The organism is Herbaspirillum sp. 3R11 (assembly GCF_004563925.1).
GTDB lineage: Bacteria > Pseudomonadota > Gammaproteobacteria > Burkholderiales > Burkholderiaceae_D > Herbaspirillum.
On the sequence record NZ_SPNJ01000001.1, the window covers coordinates 1344006 to 1368817 of the forward strand.

A 24812-nucleotide genomic window follows, 5' to 3' on the forward strand; every position below is an offset into this window, starting at 1 on the left:
TGCAGCGTGGTCTGAAAAACAAGTATTTTCACAAGGCAACATCAACTGCGCCGCAGCGCGTCAATACTGCCAGCGCGCCTGCAGGCTGCCGGTCTGCGCCTTGTAGCCGCCGCCGGATTCCAGCGTGTACCGGGCGGTCAGATTCAACTGCTTTCCCTGCAGTAGCGTCACCCCGAGCGTGAGCACGCCGATATCGGCAACCGGCGCGGCGCCTTGCGTGACAAAAGCCGTTGAGCCGGTACTGTCGGCGGCAAAGCTGGCGCCGGCATGTGCCCGACCACCCCGGTACTCGTGCCGCCAGCCGAGTTGCAGCGACGGCACCAGTTTGCCGGACGAGGTCTCGAAACCGCGCTCCAGCTTGGCTCCCAGTTCGCTCTTGAGCGAATTGACCGACGACGCGTCGACCTTCAACGCTGCGCCGTTGCCGCCGGTTTCGGTATAGCCATCCTGACGCAGCGTGCTGTAGCTCAAGCCGGCAATCGGCGTCAGCGTAGTATCCGGCAGCCAGGCGTCCAAGGCGAGCGGATAGCCGGCCTGCACCGACGTCATGTATTGACGGCCATTGAAGCTGCCGTTGGCGACGCCGCTGAAGCCGGTGTAATCGATGACGCGCGTGGTGCTGTACTGCTGATGCGCAAAGCCGGCCTGCGCGTTGACGTACCACGGCGAGCCGCTGTAGCTGGCGTAGGCAGTCACGCCGTAGTTGTTGATGTTGACCGAACTGCCGGTATTGTCGCCGTCGCTCGCCAGCGAGGTCTTTGCGGCATTGACCAGCGCACCGACACGCAGTGCATCGGTCACCAAGCTGTCGCCGCCGATCAGCAAGCCACGGTAATTGGCGTGATATCCCGAGATGTTGTCGCGCAGCCCCTGTGAAGCGCCGCCGCCGAACACTTGCCCCCACAGCGCGAAGTCGCGGACGGACTCGCCGGTGGCGACGCCGCTGCTGCCCTGGGCCACGCGCAGACCATCCATGTGATCATTCGCCACGTTGCCGATGACCTGGTTGAGCACGCCCTGCGCATCGTTCGCAGCGCCCTTGATCGATGCCGGACTCAACATTTCTCCCGCCTTGTTGGCCGCATCTGCCGTATCCAGCGCCGCCGCTGGATTGAACAAGGCCAGCAGGGACGAATTCGTCCCGCTGTAATTGAACAGTCCGTGCAATGAAGATGACGCGTCGTCGTTGGTGGCGCTGTTGACGGGGATGCTGGCGCCGCTGCCCAGGCCGAAGCGGCCCAGCGTCAGCACCAGCAAATTGTCCTGGACGGCGCCGCTGACGCTGAAGCCGGGAGCCGAATAATTGACGCCGCTTGCGGTCAGCGTGCCGCCCGAGTTAATGACGACATAGCGCTGGCCCTGGGCAAAATGGTAGCTGAGCGGTTTCAGACTGATGGCGGAGCCGGCGGCGATGGTGGCATTGCCAAAGACCATCACCGTGCCGCCGCCGCCGAAAATCAGGGTCGCGCCCGCATTCTGGACAAAGTTACCGAAGATGGCGATCGGATTGTTGATTTGCAGCGTGGCGGCGTTGGTGACGGTGCCCGAACCAACGCGGATCACGTCGTTGAGCAGATGATTGCCGCCGGCGAAAATCACGCCCGCCGCACTGTCGATGGTGCCCGTGGTGGTGCCGTCGCGGGTGTTGCCCGTCAACGTGCCGAAACTGGCGCCGGCGCCGCCGATGATGGTGAGCGGCGCCGCCGAACTGTTGAGGATAGTGCCGAAAATCGTGCCGGAATTGGTGAACGAAGTCAGCGTGCTGCCCGGTGCGAGATAGAGCGCAGTGGTGCCCCGCAGTTCACCGCTGTTGTTCAGGTTGCCGATGGTTCCGTTGTTGGAGATGCCGGTGCTGCCGAAGCTGCCAAAGAGATAGTCGCCGCTGAGGCTGCCGCTGTTGGTGATGCTACCGATCGTCCCGGTATTGAGGATGGCGATGCCTTTCCCGTAGGTGGCCAAGGTGCCGTTGTTGTCCACGCTGCCGATCGTGCCGCCGTTAGCGATAGCGCCGCCGGCCGCGAGGATAGTGCCGCTATTGATCACGCTGGTGATGGCGCCGGCACTATTGTTGGTCCACACGGAACTGGTGTTGACGTAACCGGTGTTGTTCACGCTCTGCGCGTGTCCCTCGGTCATTGTCATTGTCGCCAGCGCACCGGACAAAGCCAGCGCCAGGAGTGTCAGCGGATTCGGCGGCGTCAGTCGCCCCCTGCGGATAGTTTTCTGCCGTTTTTCTTGTCTATTCATGCTGCCCGCTGGTTCCCTGTACGACGTGTCTGGTGATTTTTTGCCGTCAGGATAATTGATGTTTCTTCATGGGCTTGACCGCCTGTCTCACTTTCCGTTTATTTTTTAAAAGCCGGTAATTTGGACGGACTCCGCCGAAACCGATCAGTCTCCATCTCCGGTCCCGACAAGTCAATCCGCTGGCGACGCTGCGCTGTAGCACGTTTGCGCTACAGACCAATCGGCATTTTTTGTGGTGTGACGGCGGCAGTTCAGCTATACAGCCACTTCTGCGCCAGTTTGGAATAGCGCGGCATGATCACGTAAGTCATCAGGCCGACGATGATTGCAGCGACGATCAGGCGGCTGATCAGTTGATGATGCAGCACCGGCGCCGCATCGAACAGGGGCGTCAGGATCCATGGCAAAAGCAGCGTCAGCGGGTAGATGACGGAGAGCGTGAGCAGGAATTGCTTGTACGGTTTGGCGCGCTTTTGCGGCTGACCGGGCGGCGTGAACCAGAATTCCATGCCGGTAAGGGTGTCGATTTTTTCATCCTGTTCCAGCATCGGCAACACTTCGTCGATCAGCTCGCGCCGTTCGGCGGACCCCAGCCATTGCTCGGCGTATTCCAAGGTGTCGAATCGCAGCGTGATGGTATAGCGATTGCTACCGTCGGAAGGCCGGATCACGTTGACGCCGCGATGCCCCGGTGCGCATGCTCCGCGCGGCACGATGTGCTTGAGCCATTCTTCGTACCTGGGATGGGCGCCGGTGCGGATGTCGTGCTGGATCACGATGGTAACCATATCGGGTTGCGGCGTATCGCTCGTGTTGTGTGCTTTCATCCTAAGTGGGGCTCCACGGCAGCGACGGCGCCACCATCCTTGTTCGCCGGCAACTTGCCTCTCTGACTATACGGATGAGGACCATTTTCCGTCAGGGAGTCGGAGAGCTTCTGCGCCAGTTCTGCAACCGGCATCGGCTTGGAATACAGCCAGCCCTGGGCGTACTTGACGCCCTGCCGGCGCAGGTAGTCGGCTTGTTCTTCCCGCTCGACGCCCTCTGCAATGACTTCCAGGCCCAGGGTCTTTGCCATTTGCACGATGTGCGGGACCACGCTGCGCGTGGCGGCATCGGTGCCGATCGTATTGACGAAGGATTTGTCGATTTTCAGGAAGTCGAGATCGAGCGAGACCAGATAGGACAGGCCGCAATAGCCGGTGCCGAAATCGTCGATGGCGACACGCAGGCCGCCTTCGCGCATCAGCCGGATATTGTTTTTTGCGTAGTCGATTTTCAGCAGCGAGCCTTCGGTGACTTCCACCGTCACGCGATTCTGGTCGATGCCGAAGCTGGCCAACTGGCGGCGCAGCTGTTCCAGCGACGCGCCGGACTCCAGATCCGATGCCGCAAAATTGATGTTGATAGGAAAATCGGGATAGCGCCGCAGGAATTTGGCAAGATCTTTTACGACCATTTCGACCACCCGGGCGGTGAGCCGCGGCATCAGTCCGGTGATCTCGGCAATCGGGATGAATACATCCGGGGTAATGACGTGGTCGTTGCTTTGACGCCAGCGCACCAGCGATTCGGCGCCGACCCAGCGCCCGGATTCAAGTTCGACGATGGGCTGATAGAGCATGTAGAGCTGTGTTTCGCTGCGGATGGCTTCCCGCAGTTGAGAACGCAGCCCCAGGTGCCGGCGGGCAAAAAGGATTGCCAAGCCTGTCAGACACAAGCCCGCCATGACTCCCAGAGGAACAAAGAAATAGGCATAGCCGCGCCATCCGGCATACAGCGTCGCGATCGGATATGCGGAATAGCTGACGAACAGGTAGCGCTCGGAGCGCTTCAGTGCGATCACGCTGGATGGGGTGACGAAGCGGCGGCTTTCTCCTGCCTTGAGGTCGGTGCGAAACCACGTGTCTTGCGCTGCGCCTCTGCTCAGAATCGGAATCCCGCTCGCTGTTCCATACGTGCCGAGCGCCAGATCCTGCTCCGACTTCGCAACGTCCAGAGCCAGATTGGGAAGCGCAAACACGGTGTATCCGGTAGACACGCGTGTGACCCCGACATAGACGCCTTCTTCGTCCAGCGTCAGTTTTACCTTGTTGCGGACAGCATTGTTCTTGTCGGTGACAAATGTCGCCGGCCCCAGGTCGATACCTTCGCCATGCGTGCCGTAAGAAGAGCACATCAGGCGATTCCCACGTGCGTAGCCGACCAGTTGCAGATAGCTTGAATTGATATTTGTACGCCGCATCAGATCGATGTTGGCGGCGCTGCAGGGATTGGGATCCTTGCGCGCTTGCAGCTTGTCGATCGCGTGCTGCATCTGATCGGTCACCATCTCACTGCGTTGCAACACCTCACCCGCAATGAATGCGGTCTGGGCGAACAGATCGCGTTCAGCCTGGACATAGCTCAGGCGAACTGCTGCGGCCACGCAGGCCAGAATGATCAGGCCGGCCAATACATACGAGCCGATCCCCTCCGTGATGCGAGGAATAAATTTCCTTCTGCTATCCATTATTTTCCCGCTTGTTCAAATTTCCTGCCCCGACAACATGATATCAACCGGGCCGTTCAACTTGGATAAACCGAACCGATTTGTTGTTTTTATCTTGCTAAGTTGCCGCGCGTCGCTTGACAGTTTAGGCAGGCGGGAAGTATTCATGCGCGCGATATTTCCCGCAGGAATCATGACAAAAGACAATTTTTTTGATACGTCGGCACAATGCAAGAAGCCCGGCGCAAACCGGGCTTCTTGTACTCTCATCCAGTGCGGGATGCTTCTTACTTTTTGGCCTTGGCCGTCTTGGCGGTTTTCACCACTGCTTTACCCTTCCCGCCGCCCTTCTCTTTTTCAAACAATTCAAAATACTCCGACGCCATCTTCCTGATCGCGCGGCCGATGTTGGCGTAGTCGTACTCGTTGAGGTTGGCGAGCGAGACCCGGCCGGATGGATGTGCGGCGCCGAAACCTCTTCCCGGCAGCAGGATGACGCCGGTTTCCTCGGCCAGCCGGAACAGCGCCTCGTTGGGCTTCAGACGCTTCAGCAGCCATTTTGAAAATTCGACGCCATGCATTTGCGCGGACAGCGATTCCATGTCCAGCAAATGGTAGTAGCGCACCGAGTTGGGATCGTGAGGCATGGGCAGGCCGAGCTCGCGATACAGCGCTTCCTTGCGGCGCAGGACGATGCGCTTCATGGAGGCCTTGTAGCTGCCCGCTTCGTCCATCAGCGAGAACAGCGAGAACAGGCTCATCTGCGCCTGGATCGGCGTCGACAGGCCGGCGGTATGGTTGAGCGCCACGGTGCGGCTGTCGGCCACCAGCCGGTCGATGAACTTGATCGTGCGTGGCGCGGTGGTGATGGAGCTGTAACGCTCGTCGAGCTGGCGGGCGGTCTTTTCCGGCAATTTGGAAATGATCTCGTCAATGACGTTGTGCTTGTGCGTGGCGACCACGCCCATGCGCCAGCCGGTGGCGCCGAAGTACTTGGAGAACGAATACACCAGGATGGTGTTGTACGGACAGATCGCAAACAAGGACGTGAAGTTGTCGGCAAAGGTGGCGTAGACGTCGTCGGTAAGGATGATCAGGTCCGGCCGCTGCTTGACGATCTCGGCGATGTAGGCCAGCGTCTTGTCGTCGATCTTGACCGAAGGCGGATTGCTCGGATTGACCAGGAAGAAGGCCTTGACCTTGGGGTCGAGCAGCTTGTCGAGTTCCTTTTTGGTGTACTGCCAGTCATTGGATTGCGGTGCGTCGATGACCAGCTCGACCAGGTTGAATTCGGCCAGATGCGGGATCTCGATATACGGAGTGAAGATCGGCATGCCCAGTGCGATGGTGTCGCCTTCCTTGATGACGTGGTTGGCCTTGAGGCTACCGAACAGATAGGTCATCGCGGCCGTACCGCCCTCCACTGCATACATGTCGAAATGGCCGACGAAGGGATGCGTGCCGATCATTTCCTTGTGCAGGTAGTTGCCGACGATGCGCTCGGTCATGCGCAGCATGCGGTCCGGCACCGGGTAATTGCAGCCGAGGATCGCTTCGCACATCTCATAGATGAAGTCGCCGGCCGACATGCCGAGCTGGTCACGCACATAGGAAACCGCCGCTTCGATGAAACGGATGCCTGGCACGCCGGCGTGGTTCTTGGCGAACAGCTCGAAGCGCGCCTCGATGCCGTCGCGTTTCGGAAAGCCGCCGACGCCGTCCATGTAGATATAGGAGCGCTCGGCCTCGCTCATGGCGAACAGTCCGAACTGGAAGAAGCCGTGGCGCGGCGTGGTGGCCAGGAAATTGGGATTGCCCCGGCCGGCGTTGAGCATGAGCTTGTTGTTCTTCAGTGCACTCTGTATGAGGGCATCCTTGAGCTCGAAGGGGCTTAGCAGGGCGAGTTTTTCCGGGTCGCTGAAATCCATGGTGTTGCTCCTTTATTGATGAACATGCAAAGTAAAAATGAATCGTTCCGCTATTCAGCTATTCCGCTAGTCCGCTAAACCAGCGCCACGATCAGCGGCCCCAGCAAGGTCAGGAAGACGTTGGCCAGCGCATAGGTAATTGCGAAAGGAACCGTGGGAATGGCATTCTCGGCCTTGTCGAGCACTTCGCCGAAGGCCGGATTGGCGCTGCGGGAGCCGCTCAATGCGCCGGCGAACACTGCCGTGTTGTCATAGCGCAGAACGTAACGGCCGATCAGCATGGTCAGCACCAGCGGCAGGATCGTGACAACCACGCCGACGCCGAACAAGGTCAGCCCCTGCGCCTTGACCGTCTGCACCGCCTGCAAGCCTGACGACAGACCGACCACCACGACAAAGCCGGCCAGCCCGAGGTCTTTCAATATCTGCACCGCGCCGCTCGGCATCGCGCCGAAAGTCTGGCGTTTGGCCCGCAACCAGCCAAACAGCAGGCCCGACAGCAGCGCCCCGCCACCGCTGCCCAGCGTCAATGGGATCGAGCCGACGCGCGCGGTCAGCAGACCGACCAGCAAACCCACCACCAGGCCGGCGCCGAGATAGACGAAGTCGGTTTTGGCGCTCGGCACGATGACGTAACCGATCAGCGAAGAAACGCGCTTGACGTCTTGCTCGGAACCGAACACCGAGACCACGTCGCCGATCTGGACCACGGTTTTTTCCTCCAACGGCAACACCTTGCCCATGCGCATGAGTTGCACGACGTAGATGCCATGCCGCACCTGCAGCGCGGTGTTGGTGCGGATGTCCCCGACGGTGCGGTTTTGATACTCCTTGTTGGAGAGCACGACGTCGCGGCGCTCCATGGTCAGCTCCATGCCTTCGACGCCGTACAGTTCCTTGCTGAAAATTGGCACCACGTTGATCATCGCCTGCCTGCGTCCGACCGCGAGCACGATGTCGCCGGCTTGCAGGTCCAGCTCCGGCGCGACTTCGATGATCTTGCCGTCGCGTTTGAGGCGTTCGATGGTGATGCCGTAGGCAGTGTGTTCCTTTTCCAGTTGCCCGATGCTGAGGTTGGCATGGTCGCCGATCTGATAGATCCGCCCCACCAGGTCCGGTGCAGCGGCTTGCTGGCCGGGCGCCAGGACTTGCACGCCCTCTTGCATGGCGGCCTGGGCGCGCACGGCGTCTTCCTTGATGCTGCGCCCCATCAGCCTCGGCAACAGGTTGACGCACACCAGGATCGCGCCGAACGAACCGAACACATAAGTCACCGCATAACCGACGGCGACATTGCCCTGCAGGCGCTTGACTTCGTCCGCCGCCAGGCCCAGCTTGGTGATGGCGTCGCCGGCGGTGCCGATGATCGCCGACTGCGTCAGGCCGCCGGCGGCGACACCTGCGGCCAGTCCCTTGTCCAGTCCGAACAGTTTGGCCATGATGACCACGGTCGCGAGGCCAGTGATGGCCAGCACGGCGGCGAGGATGATTTCGCGTATCGATTGCCTGCCCAGAGAGTTGAAGAATTGCGGGCCGCTCTCATAGCCGACCGCATAGATGAAGAGCGCAAACAGCACCGACTTCACGCCCGGATCGACCGTCACGCCGACCTGGCTGACCAGTACCGCCACCAGCAACGAACCGGCGACGCCGCCGAGCTGGAATTTGCCGAACTGGATTTTGCCGACGTAGTAGCCGACCGCCAGCGAAAGAAACAAGGCGATTTCGGGAGATCGGGCAAACAAGTGGTGCAGCCATTCCATGATTTTCACCTTTCAGTGCGAAGAGCGTGTTAAACGAAGACAAATGCCGATACAGCACTGATGCAAGAGCGCATGGGCGCGACCAGCAACAACCTGCCGATGTGCCTGCAATGCCGGTGCAGGATGCCGTGTGATGGACCGGAGATTTTCCGGAGTCGACGACGACACCGGAGATGAAGATGAGTAGAGTGAAACGACAGAAACTGCATTCTGCATAAGCGCCCCATGACAAGATGTTGTTCACATCGGCGACCGTTGCCGGTCTCAATGCGTTGACTTGCAGTGATGGTGTCCGCGGTGTCCGCGTTTTCCGCGTTACTTGCTAGGGCAGGAAAATAGAAGGTACCGGATGAGATCCCTGACTCACCCAAGAAAATATTGCCGCATGGCTATGTGGAGTCGCTAGGATGCGCGATAAAAAGATCGTCGTCAATGCGCTGGATCAATGTTCGATGCGTTATACCGAGCATCACGAAATTCGAGACTTAAACAATCAATTTACGAGATGCTTTATGAGACTCTTTACGAGACGTGCTGGCGAATCACTTTTGCCAGCTTGTCGAAAGCCGGGCCGATCGCCTCGTCCGGGACGCTGGCGTATCCGAGCAAGAGCCCGCTGCGCGCGGTCTTGGGAGACATGTAATAGGTCGACAAAGGCCGCACGATGATGCCTTCCTTGCGTGCGTCTTCGCAGACCAATTTGTCATTGCATTGGGGCGGCAGCGAGACAGTGAGATGCAGACCGGCTTCCCCGCCGGTGATGTTCATCTCGTCGCCAAAGTTGCGATGGATCGCTTGCTGCAGCAGGCGCAGTCGTTCGGCGTACAGCACGCGCATCTTGCGGATGTGCGACGAGAAATGCCCTTCCGCCATGAAATCGGCCAGCGTCGCTTGCAGGAATACCTGGCCGGATCGGTAGAGTTCGGCCATGCCCGTGCCGAAAGCCGGCGCCAGCGCTTCCGGCACCACCAGGAAGCCGATGCGCAATCCCGGAAACATGATCTTGCTGAAGGTGCCCATGTAGAGCACGCGGTTGTGCGTGTCCATGCCCTGCAACGACGCCAGCGGACGGCCGCCGTAGCGGAACTCGCTGTCGTAGTCGTCTTCGATGATCCACACCTTGTGGGCGGCGGCATACTCCAGCAGCATGCGGCGGCGCGACAGGCTCATGACCATGCCGAGCGGATATTGATGCGACGGCGTGGTGCAGATGAAGCGCGGCGGACGGCGCAGGTTGGCCAGCCGCATGCGCATACCCTCCTGATCGACCGGGATCGGCACGGATTCGATGCCGAGCGAGTTCAGGACGCTGCGCGTTCCCCAGTAGCACGGGTCTTCAATCCACGCGGCGTCGCCGTGTTCGCCGAGCAGTTTGACGACCGTGTCGAGCGATTGGTGGATGCCGGTGGTGATCAGGACCTGGCTGGCGTTGCAGTTGACCGAGCGCGAGATGCGCAGGTACTCGGCGATGGCTTCCCGCAGCGGCGCATAGCCGGCGCCCGGGCCGTAGGTCAGCATTTCTGCCTGCGAGCGGCGCCAGTGCTTGTTTTGCAGGCGGCTCCAGACCTTGCTGGGAAATTCGGTGACGTCGGGAATACCCGGCATAAAAGCGCCCCACTGCTTGTCGCTGACGCCGGCCTGGCGTGTGAGCATGGCGCCGCGTGCGGACAGTTCGGACTTGCCGGAGGGATCGGTGAGCGGAACGTTGCGTTCGACCGTTTCCGGAATCTGGTCGGGCGCCGTGTCGGCGACGAAGGTGCCGGCGCCGGCGCGGCTTTCGAGATAGCCCTCGGCCAGCAATTGTTCGTAGGCGTAAGTGACCGTATTGCGCGACATGCCGAGTTCACCGGCGAGGTCGCGCGAGGATGGCAACTGCAGGCCGACAGGCAAGGTCTGCGCAAGGATCGCTTCGCGGATCAGCTGATAAATCTGACGATTGATGGGCATGCGCGGGATGCGAGTGCTTCCCTGGCTTGAGGGAGCGCGGTTGACGCGGAGCAGCAAATAATCCGACAAGGAGGCGATGCGCAAAGTGGCTCCATCAAATATTCGTAATTGGCTCTATATTACAGGTCCATTGCAGATTTAGTATTGCTTCAACTTAGATTTTTCCAAAGTGGATACCGGAGCAAGCAATGACATCCAATGCACTCAAGAGCGTCGTCCCCGTCACAACAATCACATCCGCCATCCCGGCCAACGTCCCCTCCAACGCACAACTGCAAGCCCGCAAGAACGCCGCCACCCCGCGCGGCGTCGGCGTGATGTGCGACTTCTATGCCGACCGCGCCCTCAATGCGGAACTGTGGGATGTCGAAGGACGCCGTTATATCGACTTCGCCGCCGGCATCGCCGTGTTGAATACCGGCCATCGTCACCCCAAGCTGATGGAAGCCATTCGCGCCCAGATGGAGCGCTTCACCCATACCGCCTACCAGATCGTTCCCTATGCGAGCTATGTCGAGCTGGCCGAACGCATCAACGCCCTCACGCCGGGCGAGCACGCCAAGAAGACCGCGCTGTTCAGCACCGGCGCCGAGGCGGTGGAAAACGCCATCAAGATTGCCCGCGCCGCCACCGGCCGGGCTGCCGTCATCGCCTTCTCCGGTGGCTTCCACGGGCGCACGATGATGGGCATGGCCTTGACCGGCAAGGTGGCGCCGTACAAGCTGGGCTTCGGTCCTTTCCCCGGCGAGGTGTATCACGCACCCTTCCCGACGGCGCTGCACGGTGTGAGCAGCGACGATGCATTGGCGGCCGTCAACGGCTTGTTCAAGAGCGATGTCGACCCTAAACGCGTGGCGGCCATCATCCTCGAACCCGTGCAAGGCGAAGGCGGCTTCTACGCTGCGCCGGCGGATTTCATGCGCGGCCTGCGCAAAATCTGCGACGAGCACGGCATCCTGCTGATCGCCGATGAAGTGCAGACCGGCTTTGCCCGCACCGGTAAATTATTTGCCATGGAACATTACGACGTCCTGCCCGACCTGATGACCATGGCCAAGAGCCTGGCCGGCGGCATGCCGCTGGCGGCAGTGTGTGGCCGCGCCGAGATCATGGATGCACCGGCACCCGGCGGCCTCGGCGGCACCTATGCCGGCAATCCGCTGGCGGTTGCCTCGGCGCTGGCGGTGCTGGATGTGATCGCGGAAGAGAATCTTGTCGTGCGCGGTGCGCGCCTGGGTTCGGCGTTGAAGGATTTCCTGATCGGACTGGGCTCCGGTATCCCGGCCATCGGCGAAGTGCGCGGTCTCGGCGCGATGGTCGCAGTGGAATTCGTCCATCCCGGCACCGACAAACCGGATGCGGAGTTCGCCAAACGCGTGCAGGCCAATGCTCTGAAAAACGGTCTGCTGCTGCTGACCTGCGGCAGCTACGGCAACGTGATCCGCTTCTTGTTTCCGCTGACGATTCCGGATACCGTCATGGACGAAGCACTGGTCATCCTGGAGAAGGCGATCCTCGACGCCACCACCTGACCGGCATTCAGTTCAGCGTTCATTTCACGACATCCAGAAAGAGCAAGCATGAGAACCAATGCGATGGAAACAACGCCGCAGCCAGTCACACCGGCCGACACGCTGGTGCAGTTCTGCGGCGTCAAGAAAACCTACGACGGTGAAACCCTGATCGTCAAGAACCTCGACCTGGAGATTCGCCGCGGCGAGTTCCTGACCTTGCTTGGACCGTCCGGCTCGGGCAAGACTACCTGTCTGATGATGCTGGCCGGCTTCGAGTATCCGACCAGCGGCGAGATCCGCCTGGACGGCCAACTGCTCAACCGCGTGCCGCCGCACAAGCGCAACATCGGCATGGTGTTCCAGAACTACGCGCTGTTCCCGCACATGACGATTGCCCAGAACGTCGCCTATCCGCTCTCGGTGCGCAAGATGGACAGCGTCACCCGCGCCGCCAAGGTCAAGCAGGCGCTGGAGATGGTGCAGATGGGCAAATTCGGCGATCGCTATCCGACCCAGTTGTCGGGCGGCCAGCAACAGCGCGTCGCGCTGGCGCGCACGCTGGTGTTCGATCCGCAACTGGTGTTGATGGATGAGCCGCTGGGTGCGCTCGACAAGCAATTGCGCGAGCACATGCAGCTGGAGCTGAAAGCCTTGCACAAGCGCCTGGGCGTGACCTTCGTCTACGTGACCCACGACCAGAGCGAAGCGCTGACCATGTCGGACCGCGTCGCCGTGTTCGACCAGGGCGTGATCCAGCAACTGGCGCCGGTGGAAGACCTGTACGAATTTCCGGAAAACCTGTTTGTTGCCGGCTTCATCGGCGACAACAACCGTTTCAAGGCGACCATCGAAGCGGTCGACGGCGAGCGCTGCACGATCCGCCTGCCGGACGGCGCAACGCTCGCGGGGCTGAACGTGCATCGTGCGCAGGTCGGGCAAAACGTGGTCGCCTGCGTACGCCCGGAGCGTATTCGCTTGCAGCCGCTGTCTGCAACGGACAGCAGCAATCTCATCAAGGCCAGCGTCGCCGGCCTGATCTATTTCGGCGATCACGTGCGCGTGCGCTGCGTCGTCAGCGGCCAAGACGATTGCTTCGTCAAGCTGTCGTTGAGCGACCCTGCGCTGGCCGACCTCGCCGAAGGCAGCAAGGTCGGGCTGCTGATCGCGCCGGAACGCCTGCGCGTGTTTGCCTGATTTTTCTTCGTTTTCATTTCATCACCAAGAATCACAACCAAAGAGGAACACATGAAACGCCACACTCTCGCTCTGCTCTCCCCGCTCGCTTTAGGTTTGCTGTTCTCAGCCGGTATCAGCCAGGCAGCTGAACTGACCGTGGTCAATTTCGGCGGCGCCAACGCCAACGCGCAAAAGGTCGCCTACGTCGAACCGTTTCAGAAAAGCACCGGGACCAAGGTCGTCACCGCCGAATTCAACGGCGAACTGGCCAAGGTCAAGGCCATGGTCGAAGCCAAGAAGGTCACCTGGGACGTGGTGGAAATCGACGGCGGCGATCTGGCGCGCGCCTGTGAAGACGGCCTGATCGAAAAGCTCGATCTGCTCAAGACCATCAAGAAGGACGACTACATCCCCGAGTCGCTCAACAGCGAATGCGGCATGGGCGCCTTTGTCTGGTCGACCGTACTGGCTTACAACGGCGACAAGCTCAAGACTGCGCCGCAAGGCTGGGCGGACTTTTGGGACACCAAGAAATTCCCCGGCAAGCGCTCCATGAAGAAAGGCGCTCAGTACACGCTGGAGTTCGCGTTGATGGCCGACGGTGTACCGACCAAGGACGTCTACAAGGTGTTGGGTAGCAAGGGCGGTGTTGATCGCGCCTTCAAGAAGCTCGACCAGCTCAAGCCGAACATCCAGTGGTGGGAAGCAGGCGCGTTGCCGGCGCAGTTCCTGGTGTCCGGCGACGTCGTGATGTCGACCGCTTTCAACGGCCGCATCGATGCGGCACAGCGTGAAGGCAAGAACCTCAAGGTGGTCTGGGCCGGCAGCGTCTATACGCTGGATTACTGGGTGATTCCAAAGGGCGCGCCGAACAAGGCGCTGAGCGAAAAATTCATCACCTTTGCGACCACTGCCGAGAACCAGAAGGTCTATGCCAACAATATCGCTTACGGCCCGGTCAACAAGAACACGCTGAAACTGCTCGACGCGAAGACCTTGTCCAACCTGCCGACGTCCACGGCCAACGCCAAGGATGCGATCCAGCTGAGCCAGCAATTCTGGACCGACCATGGCGAAGAACTGGAACAACGCTTTGCCGCCTGGGTTGCCAAGTAAGGCCGGCATTCACCGGCTAGTCACCCAGCAAGGATGCGCAGGCGGCAGTTTCCTGCGCATCCAAGTTTTCGATTTCTCATTGTCAGGCAGCATTCAGAATCAAGAGTCACGATGAATACTCTCGCCACCAGTCCGAACGCAGCCATGTCCACCGCCGCAGATACTGAAGCCAGGACCGCCACGCTTGCCGATCCGGCGCCGCAACAGCTCAAGCGCGACCTGCGCAAGGCGGAAACGCGCAAACGTCTCGCCGCGCTTGGGCTGATTGCGCCGCTGGCCATCTTTTTGCTGATGACCTTCGTGGCGCCTATCGTGGTGTTGCTGGTGCGCGCGGTGGAAAACCCCGAAATCGCCTCGACCTTGCCGAACACCATCGCGGCGCTGACCAAGTGGGATCGCAAGAGCGCGCCGCCGGACCTGGCCTATGCAGCGATAGCGACCGACTTGCTGCAAGCGAAAAAAGACAGTACCGCCGGCCCGCTGGCCCGGCGCATCAACACCGAACTTTCCGGCGCGCGCTCGCTGATCATGGGCACCGCCCGCGCCTTGCCTTTGCACGATGCCGACGGCAAGGAACTGCTAGCGTCAGAGCCGTCGCAGGCGGCGCAGATCAAGGAAGCCATGATCGCGCTGAACCCGCAATGGGCCGAACTCGACAGTTGGCAGGTGATCGCCCGCAACGGCTCGATCTATTCTCCCTATTACCTGCTGGCGTCGCTGGATCTCAAGCAGAACGCCGTCGGCGACATCGTCCAGGTTGATCCGGACGCGTCCATCTACCGCGCCATCTTCGGCCGCACCTTGTGGATGAGTGCGGCCGTTACCTTGTTCACCCTGCTGCTGGCCTATCCACTGGCCTACTGGCTGTCGACCATGCCGGAGCGCCGCGCCAACCTGCTGATGATCCTCGTGCTGATCCCGTTCTGGACCTCGATCCTGGTGCGCGTGGCGGCGTGGATCGTACTGCTGCAATCCGAGGGGCTGGTCAACACCGCGTTGATGCTGAGCGGCATGATCCATGCGCCGCTGGAACTCGTGTTCAATCGCGTAGGCGTGTACATCTCGATGACGCACATCCTGCTGCCGTTCATGATCCTGCCGCTCTACAGCGTCATGAAATCGGTGCCGCCGACCTATCTCAAGGCAGCCATTTCGCTCGGCAGCCATCCGTTTGCGGCGTTCTGGCGCGTGTATGTGCCGCAGACCTATCCGGGCATCGGCGCCGGCGTACTGCTGGTGTTCATCATGGCGGGCGGCTACTACATCACACCGGCCTTGCTGGGCGGCCCGAATGAACAGATGGTGAGCTACTTCATCGCCTATTTCATCAATACCACCATCAACTGGGGCATGGCCTGTGCACTCGGCGGATTGCTGCTGACGGGAACGCTGATCCTGTATGGCGTCTACCGGCGCTTCGCCAGGATCGACACCGGCATTGCCTGAACAAGTGTCCTCGGTCTTGTCATATCGTCATGCAACTTAACGCGCACAACAACATCACACTGGTTATCGGATAACGCCATGATCAACATGTCATCACTGCGGGTCTCCTCACGGGTCTCTTCATTTTTGCCGGCCTTCCCACCTTACATGTCGCTGCCGGAGCGCGCGTGGTTCTTCGTCTCGCGCAGCCTGAATGGTTTGATCCTGGTATTCCTGATCCTGCCGATACTGGTGATGATCCCGCTGTCGTTCAGCGACAGCAGCTTCCTGATGTATCCGATCAAGGGCTTTTCGCTGCGCTGGTACCAGAACCTGTTCGCGTCCGACGACTGGATGCGCGCCGCCCGCAACAGCTTCATCGTCGCGCCCGCCGCCACCGTGATCGCCACCGTGCTGGGCACGCTGGCCGCAGTGGGCCTGAACAAGGCCGACTTCCGCGGCAAAGGCATCCTGATGGCGATCCTGATTTCGCCGATGATCGTGCCGGTGGTGGTGGTCGGCGTCGGCGTGTATCTGTTCTTTGCCCAGATCGGCCTGTCGGACGGCTACACCGGGCTGATCCTGGCGCATGCGGCGCTGGGTGCGCCGTTTGTCGTCACGACCGTGCTGGCGACGCTGCAGGGTTTCAATCACAACCTGGTGCGGGCCAGCCTGAGCCTGGGCGCCAGTCCGTTGCGCACCTTTTTCCGCATTACCTTGCCGGTGATTGCGCCGGGCCTGATCTCGGGCGCGCTGTTCGCTTTCACCACCTCTTTCGACGAAGTCGTGCTGACGCTGTTCGTTGCCGGCCCCAATCAGGCCACCTTGCCGCGCCAGATGTTCGCCGGCATCAAGGACAACATCAGCCCCACCATCGCTGCGCTGGCGACCATCCTGATCATTTTCTCCACCTGTCTGTTGCTGGTGCTGGAATGGCTGCGTGGCCGAAATAAAGCGGCGGCCAAATTTTAAGGAAAAACTTCATGCTGTTATCCGAACATCTCAAAGATCCGACCCTGTTGCGCCAGCAGGCCTTCATCAACGGCGCCTGGTGCAATGCCGACAACGGCGGCACCCATGATGTGCACAATCCCGCTACCGGCGACAAGATCGGCACCATTCCCGACATGGGCGCCGCTGAAACGCGCCGCGCCATTGAGGCGGCACAGACAGCATGGGCCGGCTGGCGCAAGAAGACCGCCAAGGAACGCAGCGTCATCCTGCGCAAGTGGAACGATCTCATGCTGGCCAACGCCGACGACCTTGCATTGATCATGACCACCGAGCAAGGCAAGCCGCTGGCCGAATCCAAGGGCGAGATTGCCTATGCTGCCTCCTTCATCGAATGGTTCGGTGAAGAAGCCAAACGTACCTATGGCGACACCATTCCATCGCCGTCGCCGACCAGTCGTATCGTTGTCACCAAGGAGCCGATCGGCGTCTGTGCGGCGATCACGCCGTGGAATTTCCCGGCGGCGATGATCACGCGCAAAGCAGGTCCGGCGCTGGCTGCAGGCTGTCCGATGGTATTGAAACCGGCTGAAGCGACACCCTTCTCCGCGCTGGCGCTGGCGGTACTGGCCGAACGCGCAGGCGTGCCGGCCGGCGTATTCAGCGTGGTCACCGGTTCGGCCAAGCTGATCGGCGGCGAGATGACCAGCAATCCGATTGTGCGCAAGCTCAGCTTCACCGGCTCCACCGCAATCGGCAAGCTGCTGATGGAACAATGCGCTTCCAGCGTCAAGAAACTGTCGCTGGAACTGGGCGGCAATGCGCCCTTCATCGTGTTTGACGACGCCGATCTCGATGCCGCAGTCGAAGGCGCGATCGCGTCCAAGTTCCGCAATGCCGGCCAGACCTGCGTCTGCGCCAACCGCATCTATGTGCAGGATGGCGTGTATGACGCCTTCGCCGAAAAACTGGTGGCGGCGGTCGGCAAGCTGAAGGTTGGCAACGGCGTCGAAAACGGCGTCACGCAAGGCCCGCTGATCGACGACAAAGCCGTCAAAAAGGTGGAGCAGCACATCGCCGACGCCCGTGACAAAGGCGGCCGGGTACTCATCGGCGGCAAGCGTCACGCGCTCGGCCACAGCTTTTTCGAGCCGACCGTGATTGCCGACGTGACCTCGCAGATGATTATCGCCAGGGAAGAAACCTTCGGCCCGATGGCGCCGCTGTTCCGTTTCACCACCGATGAAGACGCCATTGCGATGGCCAACGACACCGAATTCGGACTGGCGGCCTACTTCTATTCGCGCGACATCGGCCGCATCTGGCGCGTCGCCGAAGGCCTGGAAAGCGGCATGGTCGGTATCAATACCGGCCTGATTTCCAATGAAGTCGCCCCGTTCGGCGGCGTCAAGCAATCCGGTCTGGGACGCGAAGGATCGCACTACGGCATCGACGACTACCTGGTCATCAAGTATCTGTGCATGGGCGGGATCTGATTGCCTGATTGCTGAAGCCGGCCGCCTGAACGCCTCACGCCGGGCTTCGGCGACCCGGCCGCCGAAGCCTTGCCCTGCCGCAGTATTTCCATGGAAAAAGTTTTCCCGATTGCTGCCGTTAACCCCTTATGCATCACGCCCTGCCGCTGCGAATTCAATGCAGCGGCTGATTTGCGATTAAAATTTCGGTATTCGACAACGACAGGCATGTCGATCCGACAACACGCCAGGGCTCCAGGGGAAACACTTGAAAAAACTCAATCTCAATCTCAAAGACGAAGTTTACGATTCACTCGATCGCGACTACAAGCACTTCAACCGTCTTTCGCTGAAGTGCGATTCGGGATTCGTCTCGCCGAGCTTCGAAAGCTTCATGCTGGCGAAACTCTCGGACAACACCACCTTCCTGACCGAAGCGGCCGTGCAGCACCTGATGCTCTCCGGTCAATATGCATGGGCCAAGCGCGCACTCGACAAGGATTTCCCGGATGTCGTCGCGATCCTGATTTCGCAGGCTTCCAACTACGGCTTCCATATCGCCGTGCAACACGACTGGACCGTTGACGAACTGACTGCGGGGTCGAAGGCCTGGGCCACGTCCATCGTCAAGCAAGCCAAGGGCGATGAATCGCAGATCGACGTCCTCGCCGCGCAAATCAAGTCGGCGGCGATCAGCATCGCCAAGGCCGAAGAAGCGTTGAAGACGCCGGCATGGCGCCTGTCGCGTTCGTGGGCGCAGCAACTGCACGACGCCAAGATCGCCGTCGAACATGCTCGCGGTTCAGTCGCCAAGGAAAAGCTGGGCTCGCTGCGTACGCTGCTGACGCTCGGCATCGCCTACGGCACGGTCAAGGAAAAAGATGAGAAGGAAATCCTCGACCGCCTGCGCGCCAGGAAACCCTATCTGTTTGAAGAAGAAGCCGACGGCTTCCTCGGACGCGCCCTCGCCTGGTATCGCAGCGTGTTCGCCTGATCCTTCGGAAATATCGGTCTCAAGGCCCGTGGCGCTGCCTGCGCCACGGGCCTTTTTCTTTGTATCTACAGGGCTTTCGGCCGTTTGAACGCCTTGCGTTCCGCTTCGACGACGGAGCGGCAGGCACAGCCGGTCAGGTGATCGTTGACCAGACCCATCGCCTGCATGAAGGCGTAGATGGTGGTCGGCCCGACGAAGGTCCAGCCGCGTTTCTTGAGCGCCTTCGACAGTGCGACCGACGCTTCCGAGGTCGGATTGGCTTGCCAGTAATCGAGCGTCAGCACCTTGGGCCGGTCCTTGGCTGGCGGCTCGAATTGCCAGAACCAGGCGGCCAGCGAGCCGGCTTCGTCGATCAGTTCGATGGCGCGGCGGGCATTGTTGATGGCCGAGACGATCTTGGCGCGGTTGCGGATGATGCCGGCGTCGCCGAGCAGGCGTTCAATGTCTGCCTCGGTATAGCGCGCCACGCGATGGAAATCGAAACCGTCGAACGCCGCACGGAAATTCTCGCGTTTGCGCAGGATGGTGATCCACGCCAGGCCCGACTGGAATCCTTCCAGGCAAATCTTTTCAAACAGCCGCACGTCATCGGCTACCGGCTTGCCCCATTCGCCGCCGTGGTACTCAGGCATGGCCGCATGCCAGGCGCAATATGTTTTTCCGTCTTCCGCCGTGATCAGTCCGGGCACATCGCTGCTGGTCTTTGTTGTCATGTCAATAATAGGAACGCCGCTGGCAAGCCGCTATGATGCGACAAAGCAAGCCGGCGCGCACGGCGCTTCTTGCTTATCTATTGCTATTCAAAAAATAATTGCACGGCGAGGGAATAAGCCCCGGGCCCGTTCGTCTTACTGGGCATGAACGATATGACGCGGTTGACCGCCACTGACAACACTTGCACATGAGCACCGATTTCAACGACAACGACTTGCGCGAACTGCTGCCCCGGCTGCGGCGCTTTGCGCTGTCGCTGACGCGCCATGAAAACAGCGCCGACGACCTGGTGCAATCCTGTCTGGAACGCGCGCTCTCGCACAGCGACCGGCGTCGCGAAGACGGCGATTTGCGGGCGTGGCTGTTCCAGATCATGTACCGCCGCTTCCTCGACGGCCAGCGCCGCGCCAAACGCTATGCAGGCCTGCTGTCGCTGTTCGCCGGCCGGGAAGAAGAACTGGCGCCGTCGGCCGAAGACGTCGCCATGTCGCGCGCCGCGCTGCAGGACTTCGGCAAGCTGACGGCCGAGCAGCGCGCGCTGCTGTTGCTGGTATCGGTCGAAGGACTCAGCTACCAGGAAGCCGCCGACGCCCTCGACATCCCGCTCGGCACCGTGATGTCGCGCCTGTCGCGCGCCCGCAAGGCGCTACGTGCATTCAATGAAGGCCAGCCTGTCACTCCTCCACTACGGATTTTGAAATGAACGCCTTCTCTCCTTCCGAATACGATCTGCAGGCCTATGCCGACGGTCAGGTCGACGAGACGCTGCGCCGCCAGATCGCGCTGTATCTGGAGTCCCATCCCGAAGCGGCGCGTGAAGTCGAACTGCTGCGCCAGGAAAGCCAGCGCCTGCGCGCTGCGCTCGACAACATCCCCGCCACGGAAACACCGGCCCGCCTCGATCCGTTTCGCATCCGCCGCGAGTTGCGTGCGCGCTCGCAGCGACGCATGGCAATCGCCGCGTCGCTGGTGCTGACCTTGAGCCTGGGCACGCTGGGCGGCTGGCAGTTGCGCGACATGGCTATGCGCAAAACCTACTTACCGATGGCCGATGCCACCCAGGCTTATCGCCTGTTCGCCACCGGCGACATGGCGCAAAAGGTCGACATGAAGACTGACCAGCCGGCGCAGCTGCAATCCTGGCTCAACCATCACTTCGTCCAGGCGGCGCCGATGCCGGACTTCAGCGCCTATGGTTTTCGTCCCGTGGGCGGACGCCTGATGGCCAGCGACAAGGGTGCCGCGGCGATGGTGACGTACGTGAACGACCAGGGTCAGGCCATCGTGTATTACGTGCGCCCGCCCGGCGAACTGTTCAACTTCGGCGCCGGCAATCGCCAGGACGGCAACCTGCTGACGCAGTACTGGCGCCAGGGGCGTTATTTCTACGCGGTCGTCAGCCCGGCCGACTCGCCGTCGACGCTGCCGCTGCAGCGTGCGGTCGAACCGAACCGGCCGCAATCCTGATTTCCCTGCTGTAAAAACAACCGCTGACCGGAGCGGATGGAGACGTGCGTCCTGCTTTTCGACAAGGCAGCGGCACGTCGCATGAATTCGCCGCTCGCCTTTGCTCATTTACTTATTCACCCACCACTGAGGAACATCATGATCAACAAACGCAACTTCATCCGCACCACCCTGGCCGGCGCTGCTTCGCTTGCCATGCTGCTTGCTCACGCCGCCAGCGCACAGGAAGTCATCAAACCTGTCGCCGCACCGGTGAAAAACGTCGTGCTGGTGCACGGCGCCTATGCCGACGGTTCGAGCTGGTCGGAAGTCATCCTGCGCCTGCAAAAGGCCGGCCTGCACGTCACCTCGGTACAGAACCCGCTGTCATCGCTGGCCGACGACGTCGACGCCACGCGCCGCATCCTGGCGCTGCAGGACGGCCCGACCATCCTGGTCGGCCATTCCTGGGCCGGCACGGTGATCAGTGAAGCCGGCGTCGATCCGAAGGTGGTCGGTCTGGTGTATGTGGCGGCGCGTGCGCCGGATGCGGGCGAAGATTACGCCGCATTGGCCGGCACCTTCCCGCCTGCACCGGCCGGCGCCGGGCTGGTCAAATCGGGCGGCTATGCCCAGTTGAACGAAGAAGCCTTCGTACGTGATTTCGCCGGCGACATCGATCCGGTCAAGGCCAAGGCGATGTATGCCGTGCAAGGCCGCATCTCGGAGACGCTGTTCGCCTCGCGCACCACGCAGGCGGCATGGCGCAGCAAGCCGACCTGGTACGCCGTGTCGACCAACGACCGCACTACCTCGCCGCAACTGGAACGTTTCCTGGCGCAACGCATGAAGGCAAAAACCATCGAAATCGCATCGAGCCACGTGTCGATGCTGTCGCACCCGGATGAAATCACCAGCCTCATTCTGGAAGCGGCCGGCCAGAAGCGTTAAGCCGGAAACGGACTCAGGCCAAGACGGCCTCTTGAAGTAATTGCATCACCACCGGTGGACAGCTCTGTCCATGCCAGCCCGAACCGGCGATCGCGTACACCGTACGAATCGCCGGTCCGTCCATCTCGAAGCTGAGGGCGAGCGCAATTTTCCCGTGCTGCAAGAATGTCGCGCCCCAGCCGCCGTTGATGCCGGCGCAAGCGACGTGCATGCCGGTCGCCTGCATCGACAGGACGCCGTCGACAAAGCTGCTCGCAGCCTGGGCGCCAATGCTGCCATTGCCCATCACCACGGCATCCGGCGCCAGCAATTGCAGCATGGCCTGCTTGTCCTGACGACAGATCGCCGCCACGAACTCTTGCGCCGTCTCGCGACATGCCTGCTCATCCGTGACCCGCCGTACCCGATCCGACTGGACGCGCTCCTTCGCCCGTCGCACCAGCTGACGGCAATGCACCGGCGTCTTGTCCAGCGTGCGCGCGATTTCCTCGTACTGGCAATCAAACACTTCATGCAGCAACAAGGCCGCGCGTTCGTCCGGGCTCAGGCGCTCCAGCATCAGCAGCACGCCGTATGACAAGTCAGACAACATCGACACGGCGTCTTCGGCCGACGGCGCGTGCTCGTCCATCCATGGCTCCGGCAGCCAGGGCACGGCGGTGGTCGCGCGCTCGTGCTGCAGATGCCGCAGGCGATCGATCGCCAGCCGCGTGGCGACCGTGGTCAGCCAGGCTACCGGTGTTTTCAGCGCCAATTCCTGCGCTTCATGCCAGCGCAGCCAGGTTTCCTGAACGACGTCTTCGGCCTCGGCCACGCTGCCCAGCATGCGATAGGCGATCGACAGCAGCCGTCGCCGTGCAGCTTCGAACGTGGCGGTGGCGCTGATCGGGGTTCTTGTCATGTGGTCTCTCCATGTACGCAGCGCCGGGCGACTGCTCCTTGTTGACGTCCGGGCCGGCGAAAACGTGACAGCTTGCGAAAAATATTTTCATTCGGTCACAAGAGGCCGGCGGCAGCCGTCATGTCCTTACATCAACTTCTTCATCGAAAAAGGACACGCCATGCCTGCATTTTCCCCTCGCGCTCTGGACCTGGTCCCCACGGTCGTCGAGCAATCGGGACGCTCCGAACGCGCCTACGACATTTACTCAAGGCTGCTGCGCGAGCGCATCATCTTCCTGGTCGGTCCGGTCACCGATCAATCGGCCAACCTGATCGTGGCGCAGTTGCTGTTCCTCGAATCGGAGGATCCCGACAAGGACATTTCGCTGTATATCAATTCACCGGGCGGCGTGGTCTACGCCGGTCTTGCGATCTACGACACCATGCAGTTCATCCGGCCGCAGGTGTCGACGCTGTGCACCGGCTTCGCCGCCAGCATGGGCGCCATTCTGCTGGCGGCCGGCGCGCCCGGCAAGCGGCTGGCCTTGCCCAACGCCCGCATCATGGTGCACCAGCCGTCCGGCGGCTCGCAGGGAACCGCAAGCGACGTTGAAATCCAGGCGCGCGAAATCCTCTACCTGCGCGAGCGCCTCAACAGCATCCTGGCCCATCACACCGGCCAGCCGTTGGAGCGTGTCGCCGGCGACCTTGAGCGCGACAACTTCATGTCATCCGAACGTGCTCGTGAGTACGGCCTGATCGACGAGGTCGTTTCGCACAAGACGCGTCCGGATTGAGGTTTTTGCTTAACCGGCGAAACCGTCGGTGGCGCGGATCAACTGGTCAAGGATGCCCGGCTCGTTGTAGGCATGGCCGGCGCTGCCGACCAGGTGCAGGGTCGACTCCGGCCAGGCCTTGTGCAGGTCCCAGGCCGATTTGGCCGGCGTCACGATGTCGTAGCGGCCCTGCACGATCACGCCCGGAATACCCTTCAGGCGGCCGGCATTGGCCAGCAACTGGCCTTCTTCCATGAAACCGTGATGGACAAAATAGTGATTCTCGATGCGCGCGAACGCCAGCGCAAAGTGGGCGTCGCTGAAGCCGGCGATCATGCCTTCATTGGGCACCAGCGTGACGGTGCTGGCTTCCCAGCGGCTCCAGGTCTGCGCCGCTTCCAGCTTGGCGGCTTCGTCGTCGCCGACCAGCCGCTTGCGATAGGCGCTCATGAGGTCGCCCCGCTCGGCTTCGGGGATCGGCGCCAGGAACTCGTCCCAGCGATCCGGCGCCAGCCATGAAGCGCCTTCCTGGTAGTACCAGTCCAGCTCGGATTGACGCAGCAGGAAGATGCCGCGCAGCACCAGCTCGCTGACGCGTTCCGGGTGCGTCTCGGCGTAGGCCAGCGCCAGCGTGCTACCCCATGAGCCGCCGAACACCTGCCATTTGTCCACGCCCAGCAGCACGCGCAAGCGTTCAATATCGGCCACCAGATCCCAGGTGGTGTTGGCGTCCAGATTGGCGTGGGGCTGCGAGCGGCCGCAACCGCGCTGATCGAACAGCACGATGCGGTATTTCTCCGGATTGAACAGTTGCCGATGCGAAGGACCGCAGCCGCCGCCCGGGCCGCCATGCAGGAACACCACCGGCTTGCCGTTGGGATTGCCACAAGCTTCCCAGTACACGCTGTGGCCGTCGCCGACGTCGAGCATGCCGCTCTCATACGGCGCGATGGGTGGATACAGCGTGCGCAATGTGGTGTCGTTGCTGGTATTGCTGGTATTGCTCATTGTTCTGG

General features: G+C 61.1%; 20 protein-coding genes. 11 read left to right on the forward strand and 9 right to left on the reverse strand.

Features of this window, described 5'->3' with window-relative positions; translation table 11 throughout:
• Positions 1–60: 60 nt before the first annotated feature.
• The 6 genes from E4P32_RS06245 to E4P32_RS06270 form a co-directional block, all read right to left on the reverse strand.
• Complete coding sequence (locus E4P32_RS06245; protein ID WP_116432766.1) at positions 61–2247, reverse strand: autotransporter outer membrane beta-barrel domain-containing protein; 2187 nt, start codon at positions 2245–2247, stop codon at positions 61–63.
• Between the two features lie 251 nt (positions 2248–2498).
• On the reverse strand, positions 2499–3074 hold the full coding sequence (locus tag E4P32_RS06250) for an antibiotic biosynthesis monooxygenase (protein WP_116432765.1): 576 nt from the start codon (positions 3072–3074) through the stop codon (positions 2499–2501).
• Complete coding sequence (locus tag E4P32_RS06255) at positions 3071–4759, reverse strand: EAL domain-containing protein (RefSeq protein ID WP_116432764.1); 1689 nt, start codon at positions 4757–4759, stop codon at positions 3071–3073. The genes E4P32_RS06250 and E4P32_RS06255 overlap by 4 nt, the downstream gene beginning before the upstream one ends.
• A gap of 266 nt (positions 4760–5025) precedes the next feature.
• On the reverse strand, positions 5026–6666 hold the full coding sequence (locus E4P32_RS06260) for a bifunctional aspartate transaminase/aspartate 4-decarboxylase (protein ID WP_116432763.1): 1641 nt from the start codon (positions 6664–6666) through the stop codon (positions 5026–5028).
• 74 nt (positions 6667–6740) lie between these two features.
• Positions 6741–8429: an aspartate-alanine antiporter gene (gene aspT, locus E4P32_RS06265; RefSeq protein WP_116432762.1), complete on the reverse strand. Its 1689-nt coding sequence runs from the start codon at positions 8427–8429 to the stop codon at positions 6741–6743.
• A 522-nt stretch (positions 8430–8951) separates the two neighbouring features.
• Entirely contained in the window at positions 8952–10460 is a 1509-nt protein-coding gene (locus tag E4P32_RS06270; protein WP_116432761.1) for a PLP-dependent aminotransferase family protein, read from the reverse strand.
• 104 nt (positions 10461–10564) lie between these two features.
• Here E4P32_RS06270 and gabT point away from each other — a divergent pair, with 104 nt between their 5' ends.
• The 7 genes from gabT (at position 10565) to E4P32_RS06305 (ending at position 19027) form a co-directional block, all read left to right on the forward strand.
• Positions 10565–11908, forward strand: coding sequence for a 4-aminobutyrate--2-oxoglutarate transaminase (gabT, locus tag E4P32_RS06275; protein WP_255419409.1), 1344 nt, complete (start codon positions 10565–10567; stop codon positions 11906–11908).
• A gap of 63 nt (positions 11909–11971) precedes the next feature.
• Positions 11972–13084, forward strand: coding sequence for an ABC transporter ATP-binding protein (locus E4P32_RS06280; protein WP_116432760.1), 1113 nt, complete (start codon positions 11972–11974; stop codon positions 13082–13084).
• Positions 13085–13135: 51 nt separating this feature from the next.
• Entirely contained in the window at positions 13136–14182 is a 1047-nt protein-coding gene (locus tag E4P32_RS06285) for an ABC transporter substrate-binding protein (RefSeq protein ID WP_116432759.1), read from the forward strand.
• 144 nt (positions 14183–14326) lie between these two features.
• Positions 14327–15628: an ABC transporter permease gene (locus E4P32_RS06290; protein WP_116433868.1), complete on the forward strand. Its 1302-nt coding sequence runs from the start codon at positions 14327–14329 to the stop codon at positions 15626–15628.
• A gap of 78 nt (positions 15629–15706) precedes the next feature.
• A complete protein-coding gene (locus E4P32_RS06295) occupies positions 15707–16579 on the forward strand; it encodes an ABC transporter permease (RefSeq protein ID WP_199525567.1) in 873 nt (290 codons plus the stop codon).
• Between the two features lie 11 nt (positions 16580–16590).
• Complete coding sequence (gabD, locus tag E4P32_RS06300; RefSeq protein ID WP_116432758.1) at positions 16591–18054, forward strand: NADP-dependent succinate-semialdehyde dehydrogenase; 1464 nt, start codon at positions 16591–16593, stop codon at positions 18052–18054.
• 247 nt (positions 18055–18301) lie between these two features.
• Complete coding sequence (locus E4P32_RS06305; RefSeq protein WP_116432757.1) at positions 18302–19027, forward strand: DUF4088 family protein; 726 nt, start codon at positions 18302–18304, stop codon at positions 19025–19027.
• A 65-nt stretch (positions 19028–19092) separates the two neighbouring features.
• Here E4P32_RS06305 and E4P32_RS06310 read toward each other — a convergent pair whose 3' ends face one another.
• The gene (locus tag E4P32_RS06310) at positions 19093–19659 is read right to left on the reverse strand and encodes a DNA-3-methyladenine glycosylase I (RefSeq protein ID WP_233526606.1); all 567 of its coding nucleotides are present in this window, start codon (positions 19657–19659) and stop codon (positions 19093–19095) included.
• Between the two features lie 269 nt (positions 19660–19928).
• On the opposite strand from E4P32_RS06310, the gene E4P32_RS06315 reads away from it, so the two are divergent.
• The 3 genes from E4P32_RS06315 (at position 19929) to E4P32_RS06325 (ending at position 22138) form a co-directional block, all read left to right on the forward strand.
• Positions 19929–20444, forward strand: a complete 516-nt coding sequence (locus E4P32_RS06315) for a sigma-70 family RNA polymerase sigma factor (protein ID WP_116432755.1) — start codon at positions 19929–19931, stop codon at positions 20442–20444.
• Positions 20441–21208, forward strand: coding sequence for an anti-sigma factor (locus E4P32_RS06320; RefSeq protein WP_116432754.1), 768 nt, complete (start codon positions 20441–20443; stop codon positions 21206–21208). Before E4P32_RS06315 ends, E4P32_RS06320 begins: the two co-directional genes overlap by 4 nt.
• Positions 21209–21346: 138 nt before the next feature.
• A complete protein-coding gene (locus tag E4P32_RS06325) occupies positions 21347–22138 on the forward strand; it encodes an alpha/beta hydrolase (RefSeq protein ID WP_116432753.1) in 792 nt (263 codons plus the stop codon).
• 13 nt (positions 22139–22151) lie between these two features.
• Here the strand turns inward: E4P32_RS06325 and E4P32_RS06330 are convergent, their stop codons facing one another.
• Complete coding sequence (locus tag E4P32_RS06330; RefSeq protein ID WP_116432752.1) at positions 22152–23039, reverse strand: sigma-70 family RNA polymerase sigma factor; 888 nt, start codon at positions 23037–23039, stop codon at positions 22152–22154.
• A gap of 160 nt (positions 23040–23199) precedes the next feature.
• Between E4P32_RS06330 and clpP the strand changes: the two genes are divergently transcribed.
• The gene (clpP, locus tag E4P32_RS06335; RefSeq protein ID WP_116432751.1) at positions 23200–23817 is read left to right on the forward strand and encodes an ATP-dependent Clp endopeptidase proteolytic subunit ClpP; all 618 of its coding nucleotides are present in this window, start codon (positions 23200–23202) and stop codon (positions 23815–23817) included.
• A 9-nt stretch (positions 23818–23826) separates the two neighbouring features.
• Here the strand turns inward: clpP and pip are convergent, their stop codons facing one another.
• Positions 23827–24759, reverse strand: a complete 933-nt coding sequence (gene pip, locus E4P32_RS06340; protein ID WP_199525602.1) for a prolyl aminopeptidase — start codon at positions 24757–24759, stop codon at positions 23827–23829.
• Positions 24760–24812 lie beyond the last annotated feature (53 nt).